Origin of the sequence: Occultella gossypii, from assembly GCF_019947135.1 — a bacterium.
In the GTDB taxonomy this organism is placed as follows: Bacteria; Actinomycetota; Actinomycetes; order Actinomycetales; family Beutenbergiaceae; genus Occultella; species Occultella gossypii.
Genome location: NZ_JAGSHT010000021.1, coordinates 22,165 through 40,071, shown reverse-complemented (window position 1 = coordinate 40,071; position 17,907 = coordinate 22,165). Strand labels below are relative to the sequence as shown.

At 72.4% G+C, this 17,907-nt stretch carries 16 protein-coding genes; 9 read left to right on the top strand and 7 right to left on the bottom strand.

All coding sequences use genetic code 11. The annotated features are described in order from the left end of the window. Positions 1 to 29 precede the first annotated feature (29 nt). Positions 30 to 611, bottom strand: a complete 582-nt coding sequence (locus KCQ71_RS21195; protein ID WP_223409842.1) for a hypothetical protein — start codon at positions 609 to 611, stop codon at positions 30 to 32. 140 nt (positions 612 to 751) lie between these two features. Here KCQ71_RS21195 and KCQ71_RS21190 point away from each other — a divergent pair, with 140 nt between their 5' ends. Then, complete coding sequence (locus KCQ71_RS21190) at positions 752 to 1,678, top strand: DNA-3-methyladenine glycosylase family protein (protein WP_223409839.1); 927 nt, start codon at positions 752 to 754, stop codon at positions 1,676 to 1,678. On the opposite strand, the gene KCQ71_RS21185 is transcribed toward KCQ71_RS21190, so the two are convergent. Both KCQ71_RS21185 and KCQ71_RS21180 read right to left on the bottom strand, forming a co-directional pair. After that, positions 1,675 to 2,391, bottom strand: a complete 717-nt coding sequence (locus KCQ71_RS21185) for a GAP family protein (RefSeq protein WP_223409837.1) — start codon at positions 2,389 to 2,391, stop codon at positions 1,675 to 1,677. The two genes, KCQ71_RS21190 and KCQ71_RS21185, sit on opposite strands and share 4 nt — an antisense overlap. Positions 2,392 to 2,580: 189 nt before the next feature. Then, a complete protein-coding gene (locus KCQ71_RS21180; RefSeq protein ID WP_223409834.1) occupies positions 2,581 to 3,246 on the bottom strand; it encodes a TetR/AcrR family transcriptional regulator in 666 nt (221 codons plus the stop codon). Between the two features lie 111 nt (positions 3,247 to 3,357). Between KCQ71_RS21180 and KCQ71_RS21175 the strand changes: the two genes are divergently transcribed. Then, on the top strand, positions 3,358 to 4,950 hold the full coding sequence (locus tag KCQ71_RS21175) for a GMC family oxidoreductase (RefSeq protein ID WP_223410370.1): 1,593 nt from the start codon (positions 3,358 to 3,360) through the stop codon (positions 4,948 to 4,950). A gap of 24 nt (positions 4,951 to 4,974) precedes the next feature. On the opposite strand, the gene KCQ71_RS21170 is transcribed toward KCQ71_RS21175, so the two are convergent. Then, on the bottom strand, positions 4,975 to 6,150 hold the full coding sequence (locus tag KCQ71_RS21170; RefSeq protein ID WP_223409831.1) for a winged helix DNA-binding domain-containing protein: 1,176 nt from the start codon (positions 6,148 to 6,150) through the stop codon (positions 4,975 to 4,977). A 139-nt stretch (positions 6,151 to 6,289) separates the two neighbouring features. On the opposite strand from KCQ71_RS21170, the gene KCQ71_RS27430 reads away from it, so the two are divergent. The 3 genes from KCQ71_RS27430 (at position 6,290) to KCQ71_RS21155 (ending at position 9,649) form a co-directional block, all read left to right on the top strand. Beyond that, on the top strand, positions 6,290 to 7,912 hold the full coding sequence (locus KCQ71_RS27430; RefSeq protein ID WP_283248770.1) for a LuxR C-terminal-related transcriptional regulator: 1,623 nt from the start codon (positions 6,290 to 6,292) through the stop codon (positions 7,910 to 7,912). Between the two features lie 308 nt (positions 7,913 to 8,220). Next, a complete protein-coding gene (locus tag KCQ71_RS21160; RefSeq protein WP_223409828.1) occupies positions 8,221 to 8,604 on the top strand; it encodes a hypothetical protein in 384 nt (127 codons plus the stop codon). Next, positions 8,525 to 9,649 carry a class I SAM-dependent methyltransferase gene (locus KCQ71_RS21155; RefSeq protein WP_223409825.1) on the top strand — a complete coding sequence of 375 codons (1,125 nt, stop codon included), beginning with the start codon at positions 8,525 to 8,527 and terminating at the stop codon, positions 9,647 to 9,649. Before KCQ71_RS21160 ends, KCQ71_RS21155 begins: the two co-directional genes overlap by 80 nt. Positions 9,650 to 9,746: 97 nt before the next feature. On the opposite strand, the gene KCQ71_RS21150 is transcribed toward KCQ71_RS21155, so the two are convergent. Both KCQ71_RS21150 and KCQ71_RS21145 read right to left on the bottom strand, forming a co-directional pair. Next, positions 9,747 to 10,406 carry a response regulator gene (locus tag KCQ71_RS21150; protein ID WP_223409822.1) on the bottom strand — a complete coding sequence of 220 codons (660 nt, stop codon included), beginning with the start codon at positions 10,404 to 10,406 and terminating at the stop codon, positions 9,747 to 9,749. After that, positions 10,403 to 11,605, bottom strand: a complete 1,203-nt coding sequence (locus KCQ71_RS21145; protein WP_223409819.1) for a sensor histidine kinase — start codon at positions 11,603 to 11,605, stop codon at positions 10,403 to 10,405. Before KCQ71_RS21145 ends, KCQ71_RS21150 begins: the two co-directional genes overlap by 4 nt. Positions 11,606 to 11,774: 169 nt before the next feature. Between KCQ71_RS21145 and KCQ71_RS21140 the strand changes: the two genes are divergently transcribed. The 3 genes from KCQ71_RS21140 (at position 11,775) to KCQ71_RS21130 (ending at position 16,125) form a co-directional block, all read left to right on the top strand. After that, complete coding sequence (locus KCQ71_RS21140) at positions 11,775 to 12,920, top strand: hypothetical protein (RefSeq protein ID WP_223409816.1); 1,146 nt, start codon at positions 11,775 to 11,777, stop codon at positions 12,918 to 12,920. Between the two features lie 280 nt (positions 12,921 to 13,200). Next, on the top strand, positions 13,201 to 14,883 hold the full coding sequence (locus KCQ71_RS27775) for a response regulator transcription factor (RefSeq protein WP_223409813.1): 1,683 nt from the start codon (positions 13,201 to 13,203) through the stop codon (positions 14,881 to 14,883). A 168-nt stretch (positions 14,884 to 15,051) separates the two neighbouring features. Then, positions 15,052 to 16,125 (top strand): flavin-containing monooxygenase, encoded by a 1,074-nt coding sequence (locus KCQ71_RS21130; protein ID WP_223409811.1) that lies wholly within the window; start codon positions 15,052 to 15,054, stop codon positions 16,123 to 16,125. Between the two features lie 4 nt (positions 16,126 to 16,129). Here KCQ71_RS21130 and KCQ71_RS21125 read toward each other — a convergent pair whose 3' ends face one another. Next, positions 16,130 to 16,951, bottom strand: coding sequence for a TIGR03620 family F420-dependent LLM class oxidoreductase (locus KCQ71_RS21125; protein ID WP_223409809.1), 822 nt, complete (start codon positions 16,949 to 16,951; stop codon positions 16,130 to 16,132). A 123-nt stretch (positions 16,952 to 17,074) separates the two neighbouring features. On the opposite strand from KCQ71_RS21125, the gene KCQ71_RS21120 reads away from it, so the two are divergent. Next, positions 17,075 to 17,869, top strand: a complete 795-nt coding sequence (locus KCQ71_RS21120; RefSeq protein ID WP_223409806.1) for a MerR family transcriptional regulator — start codon at positions 17,075 to 17,077, stop codon at positions 17,867 to 17,869. The last annotated feature ends 38 nt before the right edge of the window (positions 17,870 to 17,907 follow it).

The window sequence follows — 17,907 nt, the reverse complement described above, 5'->3', positions numbered from 1 at the left end:
CGCCCCCGCGCGGCCGACCCGACCACCCTTCAGACGAGTTCCGAGGACCAGCGTCCGGTCGCCGTCGACCCCGCGGCCCGCGCCCGCCGTTCGACCGCCCGGAGCATGAGGTGGCGGATGAACCCGCTGCCCGGGCGGATCAGCCGCCAGTACCGGGTCATCGCGCGGTGTGCGCCGGCGTCGGTCGTCACGACCCGGGTCCGGGTCACCACGCGTGTGCGCCCCGGCCCGGCGTCCTCCAGTTCGAAGACCAGGATCGCCTTGCCGTAGCCGGGCTCGTCGAACGCCTCGAACGTCTCGGCGTCGCGCACGTCGGCCCGGGCGTCGGCGCCGCCGAAGCGCCACCACCGGCCGAGCAGCCCCAGCACGCGCTGCCTGCCCCGATCCTCGGCGAGAGGGATGAACATCTCGCCCTTGGGCGTGGAGTACCGCCGCCCGTTCGCCGCGATCCCGATCACAGCCCGGGCCGCGAACAGCGGGGCCGCGAGGCGCAGATCGCGAAAGCTGAAGTCCGTGACGGCATCCCACACGGCGTCGCGCGGCGCGTCGATGACGCGTGCGTGCCGTTCGGAGAACTCAGCAATCGGCATGAAGCGGTCGGCGAGGTTCATGTCATCGAGCGTGGCACCGGCGGCCCCGGCCGCGGATCCCTCCCCCGAGGGAGATCCACGGAGGGATACCTCCGACCGTGCCGCCGGCGCCGCGCCCAGCCGCCGCTCCGGCCGGGCCTCGGCGTGCCTACACTCGCGTCATGAGTGGGCTGGAGCGCACCTGGCAGCCGACCCGGCCGACCCCGCTCGGGCCGACCCTGTCCGTGCTGCGCCGCGGCGCCCACGACCCGTGCTTCAAACGGGAAGGTCCCGGCACCTACTGGCGGGGGCTGCTCACGCCACAGGGCCCGGCCGCGCTTCGGGTGCGCCAGTCCGACGGCGGCGGGCCGGTGCTCGCGATGGCCTGGGGCGACGGCGCCGCCTGGGTCCTCGACGCCGTCCCCGCGATGCTCGGCGCGTTCGACGACCCGGCCGGGTTCGACGTCGGCGGCCACCCGACCCTCGGCCCGCTCGCACGCCGGCACCCGCACCTGCCGCTGACCCGCACCCACCAGGTGCTGGAGGCGCTGGTCCCGACCGTCATCGAGCAGAAGGTCACCGGGGCCGAGGCCTTCGGTTCGTGGCGCCGCCTCGTGCAGCGCTTCGGCGAACCGGCGCCCGGTCCCGCCGGCGCGCACGGCCTACGGGTGCCGCCGGCGCCGGAGGTGCTGGCGGCGATCCCGAGCTGGGAGTGGCTGCACCTGGGCATCGACCCGGCGCGCTCCCGCGCGATCGTAGGGGCGGCCCGCGTGGCACCGTCCCTGGAACGGCTCACGCGCGGCACCTCCGCGGACGCCGACCGCGCCCTGCGGTCGTTGCCGGGCGTAGGCACCTGGACCAGCGCCGAGGTGCGCTCGCGCGTGTTCGGCGACGCCGACGCAGTGAGCTTCGGCGACTATCACGTGGCCCGGAACGTCGGGTGGGCGCTCACCGGAGCGATAGTGGACGACGGCGAACTGGCGGTCCTGCTCGAACCGTTCCGTCCGCATCGCGGCCGGGTGCAACGCCTCGTGATGCTCAGCGGGGTGGCGCCCCCGCGGCGCGGTCCTCGGATGGCGGTGCGCACCCACCTGCCGCGTCGCGCTTAGAAACTCGCGATCCCCTGCCCGATCAGCAGGACGCCGTAGACGAGCAACAGCACCACGGCGATCGTGGTGTTGTTGCGCATGAGCCACACCTCGAGCGCGCGCAGCGGCTTTTCCGTGCGCACCGGGAACAGCAGGTGCAGCCCGACCGGAACGGCCACGGTCAGCGAAGCGATCACTGTGTAGATCACGAGCAGCAGGGCGATGTCTCCGGCCCCAAGACCGGCCGTGCCGATCGTGATGGCGGCGCCGGCGGCGAACGCCACGTTCTTCGGGTTGGCTCCCGCGAACAGCAGTCCGCTGCGCAGCGACCGCACGGGCGTGGTGCTCGCGATCGAGGACATCCAGCCGGGCAGCTGCGGGACCGGCAGACCCGTGTCCGGGTCGAGCTCGGCATCCGGACCGGGTTCGGACTCGGTGGGTCGGAACTTGCGCCGGGCCAGGACCAGCAACCACACGCCGAGCGCGAGCTGGAGCACGCCGGCCGCGGGATTCGGGCCGTCGGAGGAGTCGGTGGGCAGGTAGCCCGCGAGCAGGGTGAGGACCGTGACCACCGCCGCGATCCCGACCGCCCAACCGAGCAGGAAGGCGATGCCGTTCGCCCGCGAGCGCGGCGAGAGCAGGATCAGCACGCTGACGATGATCGGTACCGGGCTCACCGAGACGCCGAGCCCGAAGGGCAGGATCGCGCCGACCAGGTCGAGCAAGGTGCTCACCTCTCGCCTCGGGATCACGGGACGTCCGGCCGCCGACGGCACGGTCCGGCGGACCACGCGGGCAAGCTGGTCGAACGCTAGCGTGCGACCGCCTCGTCGCGGTAACCGGTCCGGATCAGGCGTGCGCGCTCACGGTTCGAGCGCGGCAGGGAGGCTGACCGTTGGGCGTCGTCGGCGGCGCTTCCCCTGTTACTCGGGCGCCGGAAGGCCGGCGAGCTCGGTTCCCAGGGTGCCGCGGAGGGCGAGAACGGCGGCGGGTTCATCGGGCGACTCGGCGGCTGCCGACTCCGTCGCGAGTGCCGCGAGGGTGAGTTCGAGGAACCGTTGCGAGGCACTGCGCGCGTCGCGGTGGCCGGTGGTGGCGAGGGTCTCGTTCAGGGTGAGCGCGAGGAGGATGTCCTCGATCCAGCGGTCCGCTCGCATCGCGCCTTCGGCTTTGGCGCGACCGATGAGCTGGTTGAGGTCGGCGAAAGTCTGGTCCCGGACGGCGTCGACCTCCTCGTCCTGCCCGGAGGGAACGGCACGGAGCGCGCTCATATAGGCGGCGTTGTCGATCTGCTCGGCGAAGAGCCAGGACAGGTAGTCGACCAGCCCGTCCCAGCCTGCAGGCCGGCGCAGGGCCACGGCGAGCACAGCCGAACTGCGCTGGAGGTTCATTCGCAGGATCTCGACGACGAGGGCACGTCGAGTGGGGAAGTGTCGGTAGAGGGTGGCGTTGCCCAGGCCCGCGCGCCGGGCGATGACGTCCAGGGGTGCGCCGATGCCCTGACTCGCGAACGACTCTCGTGCCGCGGACAGGAGGGCCTCGCGGTTGCGCTGCTGGTCCCTCCGCGGCCTGCGTTCCGTTGCGGTCATAGGGACCAATCTAGGCCAGTGGCGACGAACTGACCACGAAACGTGGATTTGTCCCCGTTTTGAGCTACACTGATACACCAAGCTTCAACTATCTTGCAAAGGGTGAGCAGAATGGATTACGACTACATCATCGTCGGCGCCGGCGCGGCGGGTTCGGTCCTGGCGAACCGGTTGTCCGAGGACCCCGGAAACGAGGTCCTGCTCCTGGAGTACGGCGGTGGCGACAGCAACCCGATGCACTACATCCCCAAGGGCTTCTTCTTCACCCTGAAGGGTGATCGCTATACCTACCACTACAAGACCCAGCCGATCGGGCCGAGCGGCCAGATCGAGGAATGGACCCGCGGCAAGATGCTGGGCGGCTCGACTTCGGTGAACGGCATGATGTGGTCGCGCGGGACGAGGGCGGACTTCGACGGCCTCGTCGACCGTGGGAACCCCGGATGGGGCTGGGACCAGGTCCTGGCCGCCTACCGGAGCATGGAGGACCACAACCTCGGCGCCTCGGACAGCCGCGGGTCCGGCGGACCCTTGGGCGTGTCCGTGGTCGAGAACCCCGACGAAGTGGTCACCGCGATGCTCGCGTCGGCACAGTCGCACGGGTGGGACCGCGTCGAGGACATGAACGCCGTCGAGACCGAGCGGGTCGGCTTCACCCCCTCGACGATCAAGGACGGCCGGCGCACCAGCGCCTACAGCGCCTTCGTGCGTCCCATCCGCCACCGTCGCAACCTGACGATCCAGACCCGCACCCGCGCGGGCTACCTGCTGATCGAGGGCAAGCGCGTGGTCGGTATCCGCGCACAGAATGGCCAGCAGACCCACGACTACAGGGCACGCAAGGAGGTCATCCTCTCAGCGGGTACGGTCGAGACACCGCTCCTGCTCGAACGATCCGGGATCGGCCGTGGCGACATCCTGCACGGCGCCGGCGTCGACATGGTGGTGGAGAGCCCCAACGTGGGCGAACGCGTCATCGAGCAGCGCGGAGTGGCGACCCAGGTGCGCCTCAAGCGGCAGATCGGTCCGACCCAGGAACTCAACAGCGTCCTGAAGCAGGGCTGGGAGGGCTTCAAGTACCTGCTCAACCACAAGGGCCCCATCTCGACCGGCGGCTACGACCTGATGACGCACTTCAAGTCCGACCCGAAGCTCGATCAGCCCGACATCCAGGGGCTCTTCGTGCCGATGGCGCTCGATACGACCAGCGCCACGATGAAGCTGGCCAAGCACTCGGGGATCATGTTCATGGGCTACCAGATCAGCCCCAACACCGCCGGTTCCGTCCACCTGTCCGGCCGGCTCCCCGAGAACGTGCCGGTCATCGAGGCCAGATTCCTGGAGGACCAGGAGGACCGCAGGGTCACGTCGACCATCCTGGATACCGCGCGGACGGTCTTCGCCCAGGGGCCCATCGCGGACTACATCCTCGACGAGGAGTATCCGGGCTCGGACGTGTCGACCCCTGAGGAGGTGCTCAGGTACTCCGTCGACACCGGCGGCGGCATCTATCACGCCGTCGGATCGGCTGCGATGGGACCGGAGGATGACGACGTCGTGGACTCCGACCTCCGTGTCCGCGGGATCGAGGGTCTGCGCATCGCCGACGCGTCTGTCCTTCCCACCCAGGTCTCGGGCAACACCGCCGCGCCCGTCATGGCCGTCGGCTGGCTGGCCGCGGACCGCATCCTCCGGGACGCATGACGGCGACGGCCGAACCCGGAGGCTTCAGGCGTGGGCGCCGACCGTGATCGGCCCGAACGTCAACTCCGACGTCGCCTCGAGCACCACGGCCACGCGAGCCACCTGCTCCTCGATCGCACGGCGCCGCGTGGCGGTGGGCTCGTCGAACATCTCCACCGTGATCTTCACCCGGCTGCCGGTGAGGCGCTGGTGCCAGACGCCGGCCACCACGCCGTCGAGCAGGACCACCGGGAAGTTCCCGGCCTGCCCGCCGGCCAGCGCGCGCTCGGTCGCCCGGCCCGGAAAGATCCGCTCCCGCGGCTGGCTGCCCACCCCGTAGGCGTCGAACAGCGGGAGCAGGCGGACCTGGCCGCGCCGCGGCTCGACGTCGGGGGGGCCGGCCACGCGCAGGCAACCGGCACCGTCCCGGTCCACCCGTTCCAGGCGCGGGTCCGCCTCCGCCTGCGCGAACAGTTCCGCGGCCCGGCCCGGGCGGATCGCGAGCCACTTCGCGAACTCGGCGGCGGTGGCCGGCCCGAAGGCGGCCAGGTAGGTGTGCACGAGGTCGACGGCGGCGTCCAGCCCCGGCTGCGGGTCGAACCCGGGCAGCCAGGTGCGCGGGCTGGTGTAGGTGACCTTCCGGCCCCGCGGTGGCCCGAAGCAGAGCACACCGAGGTGCCCGGCCGTCCCGATCAGTTGCCGCCAGCGCGGCCAGTAGCCCCCGAACGCCGGCATCACGAGGTCACCGGCCCATGGGCCCGTTGCGCCGATGACGGCCTCGTCGAGTTCGTCGACGGTCAGTTCGGCTCCGGCGAGGACCGACCCGAGCGCCGCCAGGACCGCGTCGGCCCGCTCGGGGGTGAGTCGCATGGCCGGAGGCGGGGTCGGCCCGGCGGTCCCGATCCAGCCCATCGCGCCGACCCACCGGGACAGGCCGCCCGCGGAGAGCAGGTGCACCGTCCCGCGCGGGCCGTGGGCCTTCACGAGGGTGCGGTCCTGTGCCAGCGCGTGGCGCACGTCGGTTCGGGTCGCGCCGTCCACCCGTAGCCCGATGGAGGTCTCGCCGGCCACCATCACCTGGGCGTGTGCCCCCACGATCGCGTCGACGACGGCGGTGATCGCCGTCGAGCGGTCGGCTCCGGTCGACGCCGCCTCCAGCAGGCGGTGCGTCGCCAGCCGGCCCGCCAGGACCCGCTCCCAGTCGTCGCCTCGTGCCGCCATCGGCTTCCCTTCGCCGTCGTATTGACTCCAGGCTAGGCGCGATAGCGGTCAGGCCCTGTCCTCTACGACCAGGGCGACGGCTTCGCAAAAGCCGACCCGCCGCCGTCGGACGCGCGTACCGTTTGTTGCGGAGCAGATCATGGACGATCTCACGGCGGTCTTGGACACGGGGCGACTGGCGTTCGCCCATGGGGACTGGCAGGTCGCGCACCGGGACCTGTCCAGGGCCCGGGACCTCGGCACGCTCCCGACGGCGGACCTGGACCTGCTCAGCCGGGTGTGCTGGTGGGTCGGCCGGGCGCGGGAATCCTTGGAGCTCTCCGAGGACGTCTACAACCGGTTCCAGCAGGAGGGCGATCTCGCCGGTGCGGCGAACAAGGCGCTCAACCTTGGGCTGCTCTGGTTCATCCGCGGGGATCTGGTGATCGCCTCGGGATGGGTGAGCCGCGCCCGCCGGATCCTGGCCGACCTGCCGGAGGGCGTCGAGCACGGCTATCTGCGCTACCTGGACGCGATCGTCGGGCTGGACTTCTACGGCCTCGGCCCGGCCCGCGAGACGGCCGTGACCCTGAAGGAGATGGGACAGCGCCTGCACGCGCCCCAGCTGACCTCCCTCGGCCTGGTGCTCTCCGGGCTCGCCGATGCGCACACGGGCAACCCGGCGGCCGGCTTCGCGCAACTCGATGAGGCGATGCTGCCGGTGCTCGCCGGGCAGATGCCGGCCGAGTGGGCCGGCGACGTCTACTGCACCGTGATCCACACCTGCCACAGTCTCGGCGACCTGAGCCGGATGCGCGCCTGGACCGCGGCCACGGAGCAGTGGTGCGAGCAGTTCCACGGCGAGGTGGTGTACTCCGGGATCTGCCGCGTGCACCGCCTGCAGCTGTTGTGCACCGAAGGGGACTGGTCGACGGCGGAGGCCGGCATCGAGCGCAGCGGCGCGGAGCTGACGGGTCTGAACAACTGGGTGGCGGGCGAGGCCTACTACCAGCTCGGCGAGATCCGGCGGCTGCGGGGAGATGCCGGCGGCGCCCGTGCGGCCTTCGACCGGGCCCGGGACCTGGGCGCGGAGACCCAGCCGGGTGCGGCTCTGCTCGAGCTGGCCGGCGGCCGTGCCCGCGAGGCCTCGGCGGCGCTGCGGGCCGCGCTGGCCGGCCGGGACCGGCTGTCCTCGGCCCGGCTGCTCGGCCCGGCCGTGGAGATCGCCCTCACGCTGGGCCACACCGAGGAGGCCGACCGGCTCTGCGGCGAGCTTGAGGCGGTCGCCGCCGACTTCGCCACCGAGGGGTTCCGCACCTGGGCGGTGCACGCGCGGGCCGCCGTGCTGGTGGCCCAGGGCCGCCACGAGGAGGCGCTGCCCGTGCTTCGCCGCGCTGCCGCGGGCTACCGTGCGCTGCGTGCCCGGTACGAGACGGCCAGGATCTACGAGTTGTGCGCCCTCGCCCACGCCGGCCTCGGGGACGAGGCCGCCGCGGAGTCCGACCTGGCCACGGCGGTCGCGATCTACGGCGAGCTCGGTGCGGCGCCGGACGTGGCGCGCCTCGACGCCGGCCCGCTGCCCGGTGGGCTGACCGCACGGGAGGCGGAGGTGCTACGGCTGATCGCCGCCGGCGCCAGCAACCGCGACGCGGCCGCCGCCCTGTTCATCAGCGTCAAGACGGTGGACCGACACCTGGCGAACATCTTCGCCAAGATCGGCGTCTCCTCCCGCACCGCGGCGGCCGCCTGGGCTCACGAGCACCGGCTGCGCGGCCCTCGCTAGGGGTGCCGCCCAGTACCCGACGAACCCCAGGTGGACCGCCCATGGTCGGCGCCCTCCCCGGGGCCCTGCCGAGTCAGTCGCCAAGCCTTCGAGTCAGCCGGGTGTGATGTCTCAGACGGCTGATTCGACGCCTACTCGACTGACTCGGCGCGGGGGCGGGGACGGGGCGGGGGCGCTTCCGCGGAAACGCCCTGCGCCGAACACCCCATGGGCGGCCGACGCAATTGGGTGATTCGCCCGATTCGCGAACCGGCGCGGATTCCTAGCGTTGAGCTACCAGTTCATACCGAGTCCGAAGGAGGATCACGATGGACATCAGCCTCGCAGTGTTGGCAGGCAGCATCTCCAGCGTGATCTTCGCCGGGAGCGTCCTGCCGATGGTCCTCAAGGCCGTCCGCACGCACGACCTCGCGTCCTACAGCCTCGGCAACCTGTTGCTCGCGAACACGGGCAACGTCGTGCACTCCATCTATGTGTACAGCCTGCCGGCGGGCCCGATCTGGGCACTGCACGGCTTCTACCTCATCACCACCGGCCTGATGCTGGTCCTGTACCTGCGCCACGCGCGTTCGGTGCCGGAGCCGGTGCCTTCCCCCACCAAGGAGAACCACCTTGAGTACGACCTACCCGACCACGGACCCGACCTCCTCGACGGAACTGAGCTCGTCGGAACCATCCGCGACCGAGGCTGACGAGACCGCCGCCCTCGCGGCCCGCTACCTCGACATCCTCAACTCGAGCGCGATCGCCATCCTCACCAGCATCGGCCACCGGGCCGGGCTGTTCGAGACCCTGGCGACGCTCCCACCCGCGAGCAGCGAGCAGATCGCGGACGCGGCCGACCTGAACGAGCGCTACGTGCGCGAGTGGCTCGGTGGCATGTCGGCAGCCGGGATCGTCACCTACGACCCGGCCCGGCGGACCTACCACTTCCCCCGCTCGCACGCCGCCGTGCTCACCAGGGCGGCCGGCCCGGAGAACCTCGCCCAGCTCATGCAGTACATCCCGATGCTCGGCGGCGTGGAGACCCGGGTGCTGGAGAGCCTGCGGCACGGCGGCGGGCTCGACTACTCCGAGTACCCGGGCTTCCAGCGCACCATGGCACAGGAGTCCGCGACGGTGAACGACGCGGTCCTGGTGGACGGAATCCTGCCGCTCGTGCCCGGACTGCCGGATCGGCTCACGGCCGGCATCGACGTCCTCGACGTCGGCTGCGGCTCCGGCCACGCGATCAACCTGATGGCCAGGGCCTACCCGAACAGCAGCTTCGTCGGGTACGACTTCTCCGCCGAGGGCGTCGCGGCAGCCCGTGCCGAGGCGGCCACCTGGGGCCTGGCGAACACCCGGTTCGAGGTGGTCGACGTCGCCGGGATCACCGAGCACGGCCACTTCGATCTGGTGACGGCGTTCGACGCCATCCACGACCAGGCCCACCCCGCGCAGGTGCTCGGCAACGTCCGGTCCGCGCTGCGCGAGGACGGGGTGTTCCTGATGGTGGACATCAAGGCGTCGAGCAACGTGGAGGACAACGCCGCCCTGCCCTGGGGCAGCTACCTCTACACGGTCTCGATGTTCCACTGCATGAGCGTCTCCCTGGCGCTCGACGGGGACGGCCTCGGCACGGTCTGGGGCACTCAGCTCGCGGAGCGGATGCTCGGCGAGGCCGGGTTCACCGACGTCGAGATCGTGGACGTGCCGGCCGACCCGTTCAACGCGTACTTCGTGGCGCGTCCGTAGTCGGCGCGCAAGCGCCGCCGTCGAAGCCCGACGGCGGCGCTTGCGTCCATCTGTCCGGGCGGCAGTGTTCTGGGGTGCCCGGGCCTGCCCGGGGTCGTCACCGGCGGCCCACGAGCCCGCTCGCCCAGGCCCAGCCGGCGATCTCCACCCGGTTGCGGGCGCCGAGCTTGCGCTGCACGTTCGCGAGGTGGTTCTTCACCGTCCCGGCGGAGATGAACAGCTCCGCGCCGATCTCGGCGTTGCTGTCGCCGCGTGCGGTCAGCGCGACGACGTCGAGCTCACGTCCGGTCAGCGGTTCCGTCGGCGCCGCGTACTGTCCGTCCGCGGCCGCGTCGTCATGGAGGTGCCGGAGCAGCCGGACGGTGATCTGCGGGCTGATCAGAGTGTCCCCCGCCATCGCGGCACGGACCGCCTCGACCAGCAGGGTCGGGCCCGACCGCTTGAGGAGGAACCCGCAGGCCCCGCTGCGCAGGGCGGTGTGGACGTAGGAGTCGAGGTCGAAGGTGGTGACGACGACGACCCGGATCGGGTCGGCCACGGACGGTCCGGCCAGCGCACGGGTCAGTTCGAGACCGTCCATCCGCGGCATCCGGATGTCGGCGAGGACGACATCGGGACGCAGCCGCCGGGCCAGGTCGAGGGCGGTGACGCCATCGGCCGCCTCGCCCACGACCTGCATGTCGGGCTGGGCGTCGAGCACCATCCGGAAGGCGCTGCGGATCGCCTCCTGGTCGTCGGCGACGAGGATCCGAGTCATGACCGGCCCGCTCCGAGGCCATCGGTCAGGGGCATGCGCGCCAGCACCCGCCATCCGTCGTCGTGTGGACCCGCCCGGAGCGTCCCGGACAGCGCGACCACCCGCTCGGTCAACCCGGGCAGCCCCAGCCCGCCTCGCCGGCCCGGATCCGCAGGCGGGCCGCCCGCGCCGTTGACCACCGACACCTCCAGCGCGCTCCCGACCCGGCGGACCCGCACCTCGACGCTCGACGCACCCGGTGCGTGGCGCCGGACGTTGGTGAGCGCCTCCACGACGATGCGGTGCACGGTGCCGCCCACCTCGCGGGGGATCCGCCCGCCGGCCTCGACCGCGGGATCGACGTCGAGCCTCACGTCGCCCGCCCTCGAACCCGACGTCGACGCGAAACGCTCCACGAGCTCGCGGAGGTCACCGAGGCCGGGGGTGGGCCGGACCGGCGCCGCGCCGGTGACCGGACCCGCCGCGGATGTCGTCTCACCCAGGACGCCGATCGTCCGGTCCATCGATGCCATCGCCGCGAGCCCGGACTGCTCGATCGACCGCAGCGCGTCGACGACCCGAGAGCCCTCCCCCGCGACGAGCTGGGCGGCCTGTGCCTGCGCGATCATCGCGCTGACGTCGTGGGCCACATAGTCGTGCAGGTCGCGCGCCAGGTCGAGTCGCTGCTCGCGCCGGGCGCCGGTGATCTCGCGTTCGCGGCGCTCGTGCTGGTGGCGCAAGTGCAGCCCGACCGCCGCCGACGCGATCGGGCCGAGCCCCCAGAACGCGACCGCGTACAGCAGCTGAACCCCGTCCAGCTCCGTCGAGCCGGTCGCCGGCACGGCCCGGAGCAACGTGGTCGCCGCCGCGATGCCCGCGGCCACGGCGACGACCGCCGCCGCCCGCCCCGATGACCACCTGGCGATCATCCCGACGAGCAGGCACAACGCGACCGTCTCGACCATCCCCCACGGCGGCAGCCCCGGCCAGCCGAACGCCAGGTGCCCACCCGTCGCGGCCAGGGACACCACGGCCGGGACCGCGGCCGCCCAGGTCAGCCGGCGCCGTCCGGTCGGCCACCACACCAGGGTCACCACGACGACGCCGACGGCCACCACGAGCGGGATCGCCGCCGGGCTGAACGCAGCCGCGACAACCGCCAGCACGGCCGCGGCGATCGTCACGCCGACGCGAGCACCACGACCACGGGACTCCGGCATGCCCACGAGTCTAGGAACACGGGGGCCCGCGCCGCCCGTGCCGATCGGCACGGGTGTGCCCGGATCCGCGCCGGAGACCTCCCGAACGGCATCTGCCCAACTGGCGCGCGACGTCGCAGGCTCGAAGTGCGGGCGAGAGCCGCCCGCATCACACCCAGCGAGGATCACCATGACCACTGACATCGTTGCGACCGAAGGGAGCGGTGCGACCCTGCCCCGCGGGCCGATCCGGCGCACTCTGCGCCGATGGCCGAGCTGGGTGGGCTGGGCCGCCGCGGTCTGGTCGCTCGGGTACGGCCTGCTCGGCCTGCTCTGGACCCTCGGGGTGCCCGGCTTCCCGTTCGGCGCAGGCGACCTCCCCGATGCCCGCGCGGAGTCGATCCTGGGCGCGGCCACGGCGGAGCACACCGCCCCCTGGATCGCCGGGATCGGCCTGATCTGCGCCGCGCTCGCGGTACTGCTCACCCGGGGGCGCCTGCGCGGGTGGCTGCGCGTAGCCACCGCCGGCGCCGGCTGGGTGGTGGCGTTCGGCCTCGCCGTCCTCGTTCCCGACCAGCGCCTGCTCACCTCGATCGCCTACCTGCCCGTCGGCCTGGTCGGCATCCCGTTCGGGTTCCCGCCCATGACCTACGGCGAGTTCTTCGCCAAGGTCGCCCCGTGGACGACCGTCAACCTGGCCGTCTGCGCCATCGGTGGTGTGCTGTTCGCCGCAGCGACGGTGGCCTTCGGGCGCCGCACCGCGTCGGCCTGCCGGCGGTGTGGTCGGCGCGACGGCGCGGACACCGGGTGGACCTCGCGCGCCTCGGCCGCCCGGTGGGGGCGGTGGGCCGCCTACACCGGGGCCGTCGTCCCGCTGGCGTACTCCGTCGTCCGGTGGGCGTGGGCGTTCAACATCCCGGTGGGCGTGTCGGAGGAGTTCCTCGTCGAGCTCCATGCCAGCGGCCTGATCTGGGGCGGGGTCTATCTGGCGACCTTCGGTGCCCTCGGTGGCCTCCTGACGCTGGGGCTGGTGCAGCGCTGGGGCGTCATCTGGCCGCGCTGGGTGCTGGGCCTCGCCGGCAAGCGGGTGCCACCGGCGTTCCCGATCGTGTTCGCCTCGGTCGTCGCCGTCAGTCTCGCCTCGGCGAGCGCGGTCGTGATGCGGATCATCGACTGGAGCAACCCGGACGACTGGATGAGCAATCCGATGACCCTGTGGCCGCTGTGGTCGGTCGCGCTCGGCGCCGCCACCCTCGGGTACTACTTCCGCACCCGGCCCGCGTGCAGCAGCTGCGGCCGCGGCCGACCCCAGGTGACCTCGGCCGGACCGGAGTGACTGCGTTCGACGGGTCTTCCGTGGCGCGTCCGTAGTCGTCGCGCAGGCGCCGCCGTCGAAGCCCGACGGCGGCGCTTGCGTCGGTCGGTCCGGGCGGCCCGGTCCGTGGTGCCCGACGGCGCGCACTCGGTCACCGCTCGGCACTGAGGAGACCGCCGACCGCGGACGGGCGGACGTCCCGCGATCGCCCGCGCACGACGCCCGACCGCGCGTAGCATCGATGAGGTGAGCGACGCCGTCGGGTTCGGCTCGACGCGACGACCGGGCCGGTGACGTCCCGGTGCCCGCGCCGACCACCGAACCGCTCGAGACCGGCCGGACGCTGTTCCAGCGCCGGGCCTGGGCGGGCGCGCTCCGGTCCCTACGGGCGGCCGATGACCTCGCCCCGCTCGGGTCCGCGGACCTGGACCTGCTCGCGAAGTCCGCCTACCTCAGCGGCCACGAACCGGAGAGCATCGCCGCGTTCACGAGCGCGTTCCAGCTCGACGTCGACACCGACCCGCGGGCAGCGGCCCGGACCGCGTTCTGGCTCGGGTTCGTCCTGACCCAGGCGGGCCGGTGGTCGGAGGCGGGCGCGTGGCTCGAACGGGGGACGGCCGTCCTGGACCGAGCCGGCCTGGACGGCCCCGAGCGTGGCCTGTTGCTCGTGCCGCTCGGTCTGCAGCGCGCGTTCGCCGGCGATGGTGAGGGCTCCGCGCGCCTGTTCGCCCGCGCCCTGGACCTCGGCCGTGAGCACCGCGACCCGGACCTGCTGGCCCTCGCCAGACTCGGCACCGGTCGAGCGGCGCTGATGCCCGGGATGGCCACGACCGGTGAGGCCGTCGTGGCGGTCGGGCACCTGGACGAGGTGATGCTCGCCGTCACCGCCGGCGAGGTCACCGAGATGATCGCGGGCCTGGCTTACTGCGCCGTGATCGATGCCTGCCGGATCCTGCTCGACGTGCGCCGGGCACAGGAGTGGACGGCCGCCCTGACCCGGTGGTGTGAGGACCAGCCCGAACTGGTCCCGTACCGCGGCCAGTGCCTGGTGCACCGCGCGCAGGTGCTCCAGCTGCACGGCGCCTGGGCCGACGCCGCCGCGCAGGCCCGGCTCGCCCGGGAGCGCCTCTCCGACCCGCCCGGCCAGGCCGCGGCGGGCGCGGCCTGGTACCAGGAGGGTGAGCTGCACCGGTTGCGCGGCGAGTGGGCGAGCGCCGAGGAGGCCTACCAACGGGCCAATGCGTTCGGGCACCAACCTCAGCCTGGGCACGCCCTGCTGCTCCTGGCCCGCGGGGAAGGACCCGCAGCCGCCGCCACCATCGCCCGGATCCTCGACGAGACCATCGACCCGTTCGCCCGACCGATGCTGCTCGGCGCCCGGGTCACCATCGCCCTGCAACTGCGGGACACCGACGCGGTGCGCGCGGCCGCCGACGAGCTGGTGTTCCTGTCCGCGGAGCGACCGTGCCAGTACCTCGCCGCGCTCGCCGGCCATGCGGTCGGTGCGGCCGCGCTCGCCGGGAACGATGCCGCCGGGGCACTCGCGCCGCTACGGGCCGCATTGAGCGTGTGGGCGAGCCTGGACGCCCCGTACGAGCAGGCCGGCACCCGCGAGCTCATCGGACTGGCCTGCCGCGAACTCGCCGACGACGCCGGGGCCGCACTGGAGCTCGGCAGCGCCGCGGAGACCTACGTCCGGCTCGGTGCCGTCCCGGACGCCGCGCGGATCGGGGCACTGTTGCGACCCGAACCCGTCGAACCCGCCAGCCATCCGCTCTCCGTGCGCGAGACCGAGGTGCTCAGGCTGATCAGTGCCGGGCACACGAACCGGGCGATCGCGACGGCGCTGCACCTGAGCGAGAAGACAGTGGCCCGGCACGTCGGGAACATCCTCACCAAGCTGGACCTTCCGTCCCGGTCCGCCGCGACGGCGTGGGCGTACGAGCACGGTGTGATCCGGGTCCACGGCGCGACGCCGAGGTAGCGAGCCGACGTCCCTCGCGTGCCCCCTGGGCTCGCCCGGCCCACCCACCCCACGCGGTGCGGCGGCAGAACTACCCACGCCCCACCGTCGGGCATTGCTCAGAACTGTCGATGTGCGCGCCGCGCCGCCTTCCTAGCGTCGAGACACGACTCAACGAGAGGAACGACCATGAGCACGCACCACACCATCGTCATCGGCGGCGGCCAGTCCGGCCTGTCCGCCGGATACCACCTGGCGCAGGCCGGCGTGGACTTCGTGATCCTCGACGCCGAGGACCACGTCGGCGCGCACTGGGAGGGGCATTGGGACTCCCTGCGCCTGTTCTCCCCCGCGCGGTACAGTTCGCTGCCGGGGCTCGACGTCCCGGGCGACCCCAGGCACTTCCCCGACCGCGACGAGATCGCCGGGTACCTGCGGACCTACGCCGAGCACTTCGCTCTGCCGGTGCGCTCCGGTGTGCGGGTGGACTCGCTGCGCCGCGTCGGGGAGACATACGTCGCCGAGGCGGGCGACCAGCGGTTCGAAGCTCCGAACGTCGTCGTCGCGACCGGGCCGCACCAGGAGCCGTACGTGCCGGACTTCGCCGCCGAGCTGGACCCGGGCATCCGGCAGTGGCACTCGACCGGCTACCGGGGCCCGTCGGACCTGCCGGCCGGGGACGTCCTGGTGGTGGGTGCCTCCCACTCCGGCGCGGACATCGCGTATGAGACCGCCGCCACCCACGCCACCACCCTCGCCGGCGCCGTGAACGGGCAGATGCCGTTCCGGATCGAGGGCCCCGAGGCGCGGGTGATCCTGCCGATCTGGTTCTTCGCCACCCGGCACCTGCTCACCATGCGCACGCCCGTCGGCAGGCGCCTGCGCGTGGAGGTGCGCACCCACGGCGCGCCTCTGGTGCGCGTGCGCACGGCGGATCTGGCCGCCGCCGGGGTGCGGCGGACCGGACGCGTCACCGGCGTCACCGACGGGCTGCCGGTTGCGGACGGGACGCCGCTGGACGTCGCTAGCGTCATCTGGTGCACCGGGTACCGCCAGAACTACTCCTGGATCGACCTACCGGTCACCGACGAGGCGGGATTCCCGATCAGCGACCGGGGCGTCACCTCGTTCCCGGGTCTGTACTTCCTGGGGGTGCCGTTCCAGTACGCGTTCGCGTCGATGCTGATCGGCGGCGCGGGCCGGGACGCGGGCTACGTCGCGCGGCACCTGCTGCGGGCGCGGGAGCCGGTCGCCGCCGCCTGAGTGATCAGAGCCCGAGCAGCGGCGCGAGCGCGGCGAGGGATCGCGCCGGCTCGGTGAGCGGCTGGATCGCGACGTGATCGGCGCCGGCCTCCAGGTGGGCAGCCAGGCCCGCGGCCACGGTGGCCGCGTCCCCGTGCAGTACGAGCTGGTCCACGAGAGCATCGCTGCCGCCGTCGGCGAAGTCGGCGTCGGTGAAGCCCAGCGTGCGCAGCATCCGGGTGTAGTTCGAGAGCGCCAGGTAGGGGGCGAGGTAGTCCCGGCCGATCGCTCGGGCGCGCTCGGGGTCGGTGTCGACGACGACCTTCTGCTCGGGGGCGAGCAGCGGGGCTGCACCGAGGACCTCCCGGGCGCCGGCCGTGTGCGCCGGGGTGGTCAGGTAGGGGTGCGCGCCGGCGGTGCGGGTGCCGGCCAGGCGCAGCACCCGCGGTCCGAGCGCGGCCAGTACGGTCCTGTTCGTCGGCACGCCGTGCTCGGCGAGCGCGTCCAAGTAGGCGACGGTGGTGTCGTACGGGGACGCATAGACGTCGGTCCGTTCGGGGTGTCCGATACCCACACCGAGCTGGAACCGGTTCGGGAACCGCTCCGCCAGCCGCTGGTAGGAACGCGCCGTCCGCGCCGCGTCCGCCGACCAGATGTTCACGATCCCGGTGGCGACCACAAGGGAGTCGGTCGCCGCGAGGGCCGACTCCGGGTCCTCAAGGTCCGCGCCGTTCACGCCACCGAGCCACAAGGTGCCGTAGCCGAGACGTTCCACCGCTCGAGCGAGATCGGCGTCGACCGCCCGCGCTCGTAGCCACACGCCGTACCTGCCGAGCTCGAGTCTCATGTCCTGGCAACCCTCTGGTCCGTGCGGGCATTCCGACGCCCCCGAACGGGTTCAGAAACAGATCTTGACTTTGACGCGACGTCAAGGTTCAGACTGGTCTCACCGACATCCCAGGAGGGACCGATGAACCGGAGCGAAGCAGTGCTCGACCAGCCCGCGTCGACCGACGCGCAGTGGTCCATGCACGAGATCACCCGGCTCACCGGGACGACCAGTCGCACTCTGCGTCACTACGACCAGATCGGGCTGCTGGAGCCGTCCCGGATCGGCTCGAACGGCTACCGCTACTACGACGGCGAGGCCCTCGTCCGGCTGCAACGCATCCTCTTGCTGCGCGACGTCGGGCTCGGCCTCGGCACCATTGCCGAGGTGCTCGACCGCTCGCAGGACGAAGCCACGGCGCTGCGGACCCACCTGGAACTGCTCCACCAGGAGCGCGACCGGCTCGATCGACAGATCGAGTCCGTTCGGACCACGGTGATGAAGAGAGAAGGAGGTGAAGAACTCATGGCAGAGGAGATGTTCGACGGATTCGACCACACCCAGTACAAGGATGAGGTCGAGCAGCGTTGGGGTCGTGACGCATACGCGAAGGGCGACGCCTGGTGGCGCTCGCTCACCGACTCCGAGAGGAAGGCGTTCAAGGAGCGCCAGACCGACATCGTGGCCGACTACGCCCGGGCCGCGGCCGAGGGCCTCGACCCCGGCGACGAGCGGGTGCGGGCGATCAGCGCCCGGCACCACGAATGGCTCGGTGTGGCCTCGAGCGAGGTGTCCCGCGGCTACTTCCTCGGGCTGGCCGACATGTACGTCGCGGACGACCGGTTCGCGGCGAACTACGGCGGGACCGAGGGCGCCACGTTCGTGCGGGACGCGATGCGCGCGTATGCCGAGGGCGCGACGTTCAGCGGCGAGTAGCCGCTGGGCGGCCGAGGTACCGGCCGGGGCTGCAGACC

Excerpts from the sequence above, each read along its gene's own strand:
- KCQ71_RS21195 (WP_223409842.1), bottom strand. The coding sequence starts at position 611 with ATGAACCTCGCCGACCGCTTCATGCCGATTGCTGAGTTCTCCGAACGG.
- KCQ71_RS21190 (WP_223409839.1), top strand. The coding sequence starts at position 752 with ATGAGTGGGCTGGAGCGCACCTGGCAGCCGACCCGGCCGACCCCGCTC.
- KCQ71_RS21180 (WP_223409834.1), bottom strand. The coding sequence starts at position 3,246 with ATGACCGCAACGGAACGCAGGCCGCGGAGGGACCAGCAGCGCAACCGC.
- KCQ71_RS21175 (WP_223410370.1), top strand. The coding sequence starts at position 3,358 with ATGGATTACGACTACATCATCGTCGGCGCCGGCGCGGCGGGTTCGGTC.
- KCQ71_RS21170 (WP_223409831.1), bottom strand. The coding sequence starts at position 6,150 with ATGGCGGCACGAGGCGACGACTGGGAGCGGGTCCTGGCGGGCCGGCTG.
- KCQ71_RS27430 (WP_283248770.1), top strand. The coding sequence starts at position 6,290 with ATGGACGATCTCACGGCGGTCTTGGACACGGGGCGACTGGCGTTCGCC.
- KCQ71_RS21160 (WP_223409828.1), top strand. The coding sequence starts at position 8,221 with ATGGACATCAGCCTCGCAGTGTTGGCAGGCAGCATCTCCAGCGTGATC.
- KCQ71_RS21150 (WP_223409822.1), bottom strand. The coding sequence starts at position 10,406 with ATGACTCGGATCCTCGTCGCCGACGACCAGGAGGCGATCCGCAGCGCC.
- KCQ71_RS21145 (WP_223409819.1), bottom strand. The coding sequence starts at position 11,605 with ATGCCGGAGTCCCGTGGTCGTGGTGCTCGCGTCGGCGTGACGATCGCC.
- KCQ71_RS21140 (WP_223409816.1), top strand. The coding sequence starts at position 11,775 with ATGACCACTGACATCGTTGCGACCGAAGGGAGCGGTGCGACCCTGCCC.
- KCQ71_RS21130 (WP_223409811.1), top strand. The coding sequence starts at position 15,052 with ATGAGCACGCACCACACCATCGTCATCGGCGGCGGCCAGTCCGGCCTG.
- KCQ71_RS21125 (WP_223409809.1), bottom strand. The coding sequence starts at position 16,951 with ATGAGACTCGAGCTCGGCAGGTACGGCGTGTGGCTACGAGCGCGGGCG.
- KCQ71_RS21120 (WP_223409806.1), top strand. The coding sequence starts at position 17,075 with ATGAACCGGAGCGAAGCAGTGCTCGACCAGCCCGCGTCGACCGACGCG.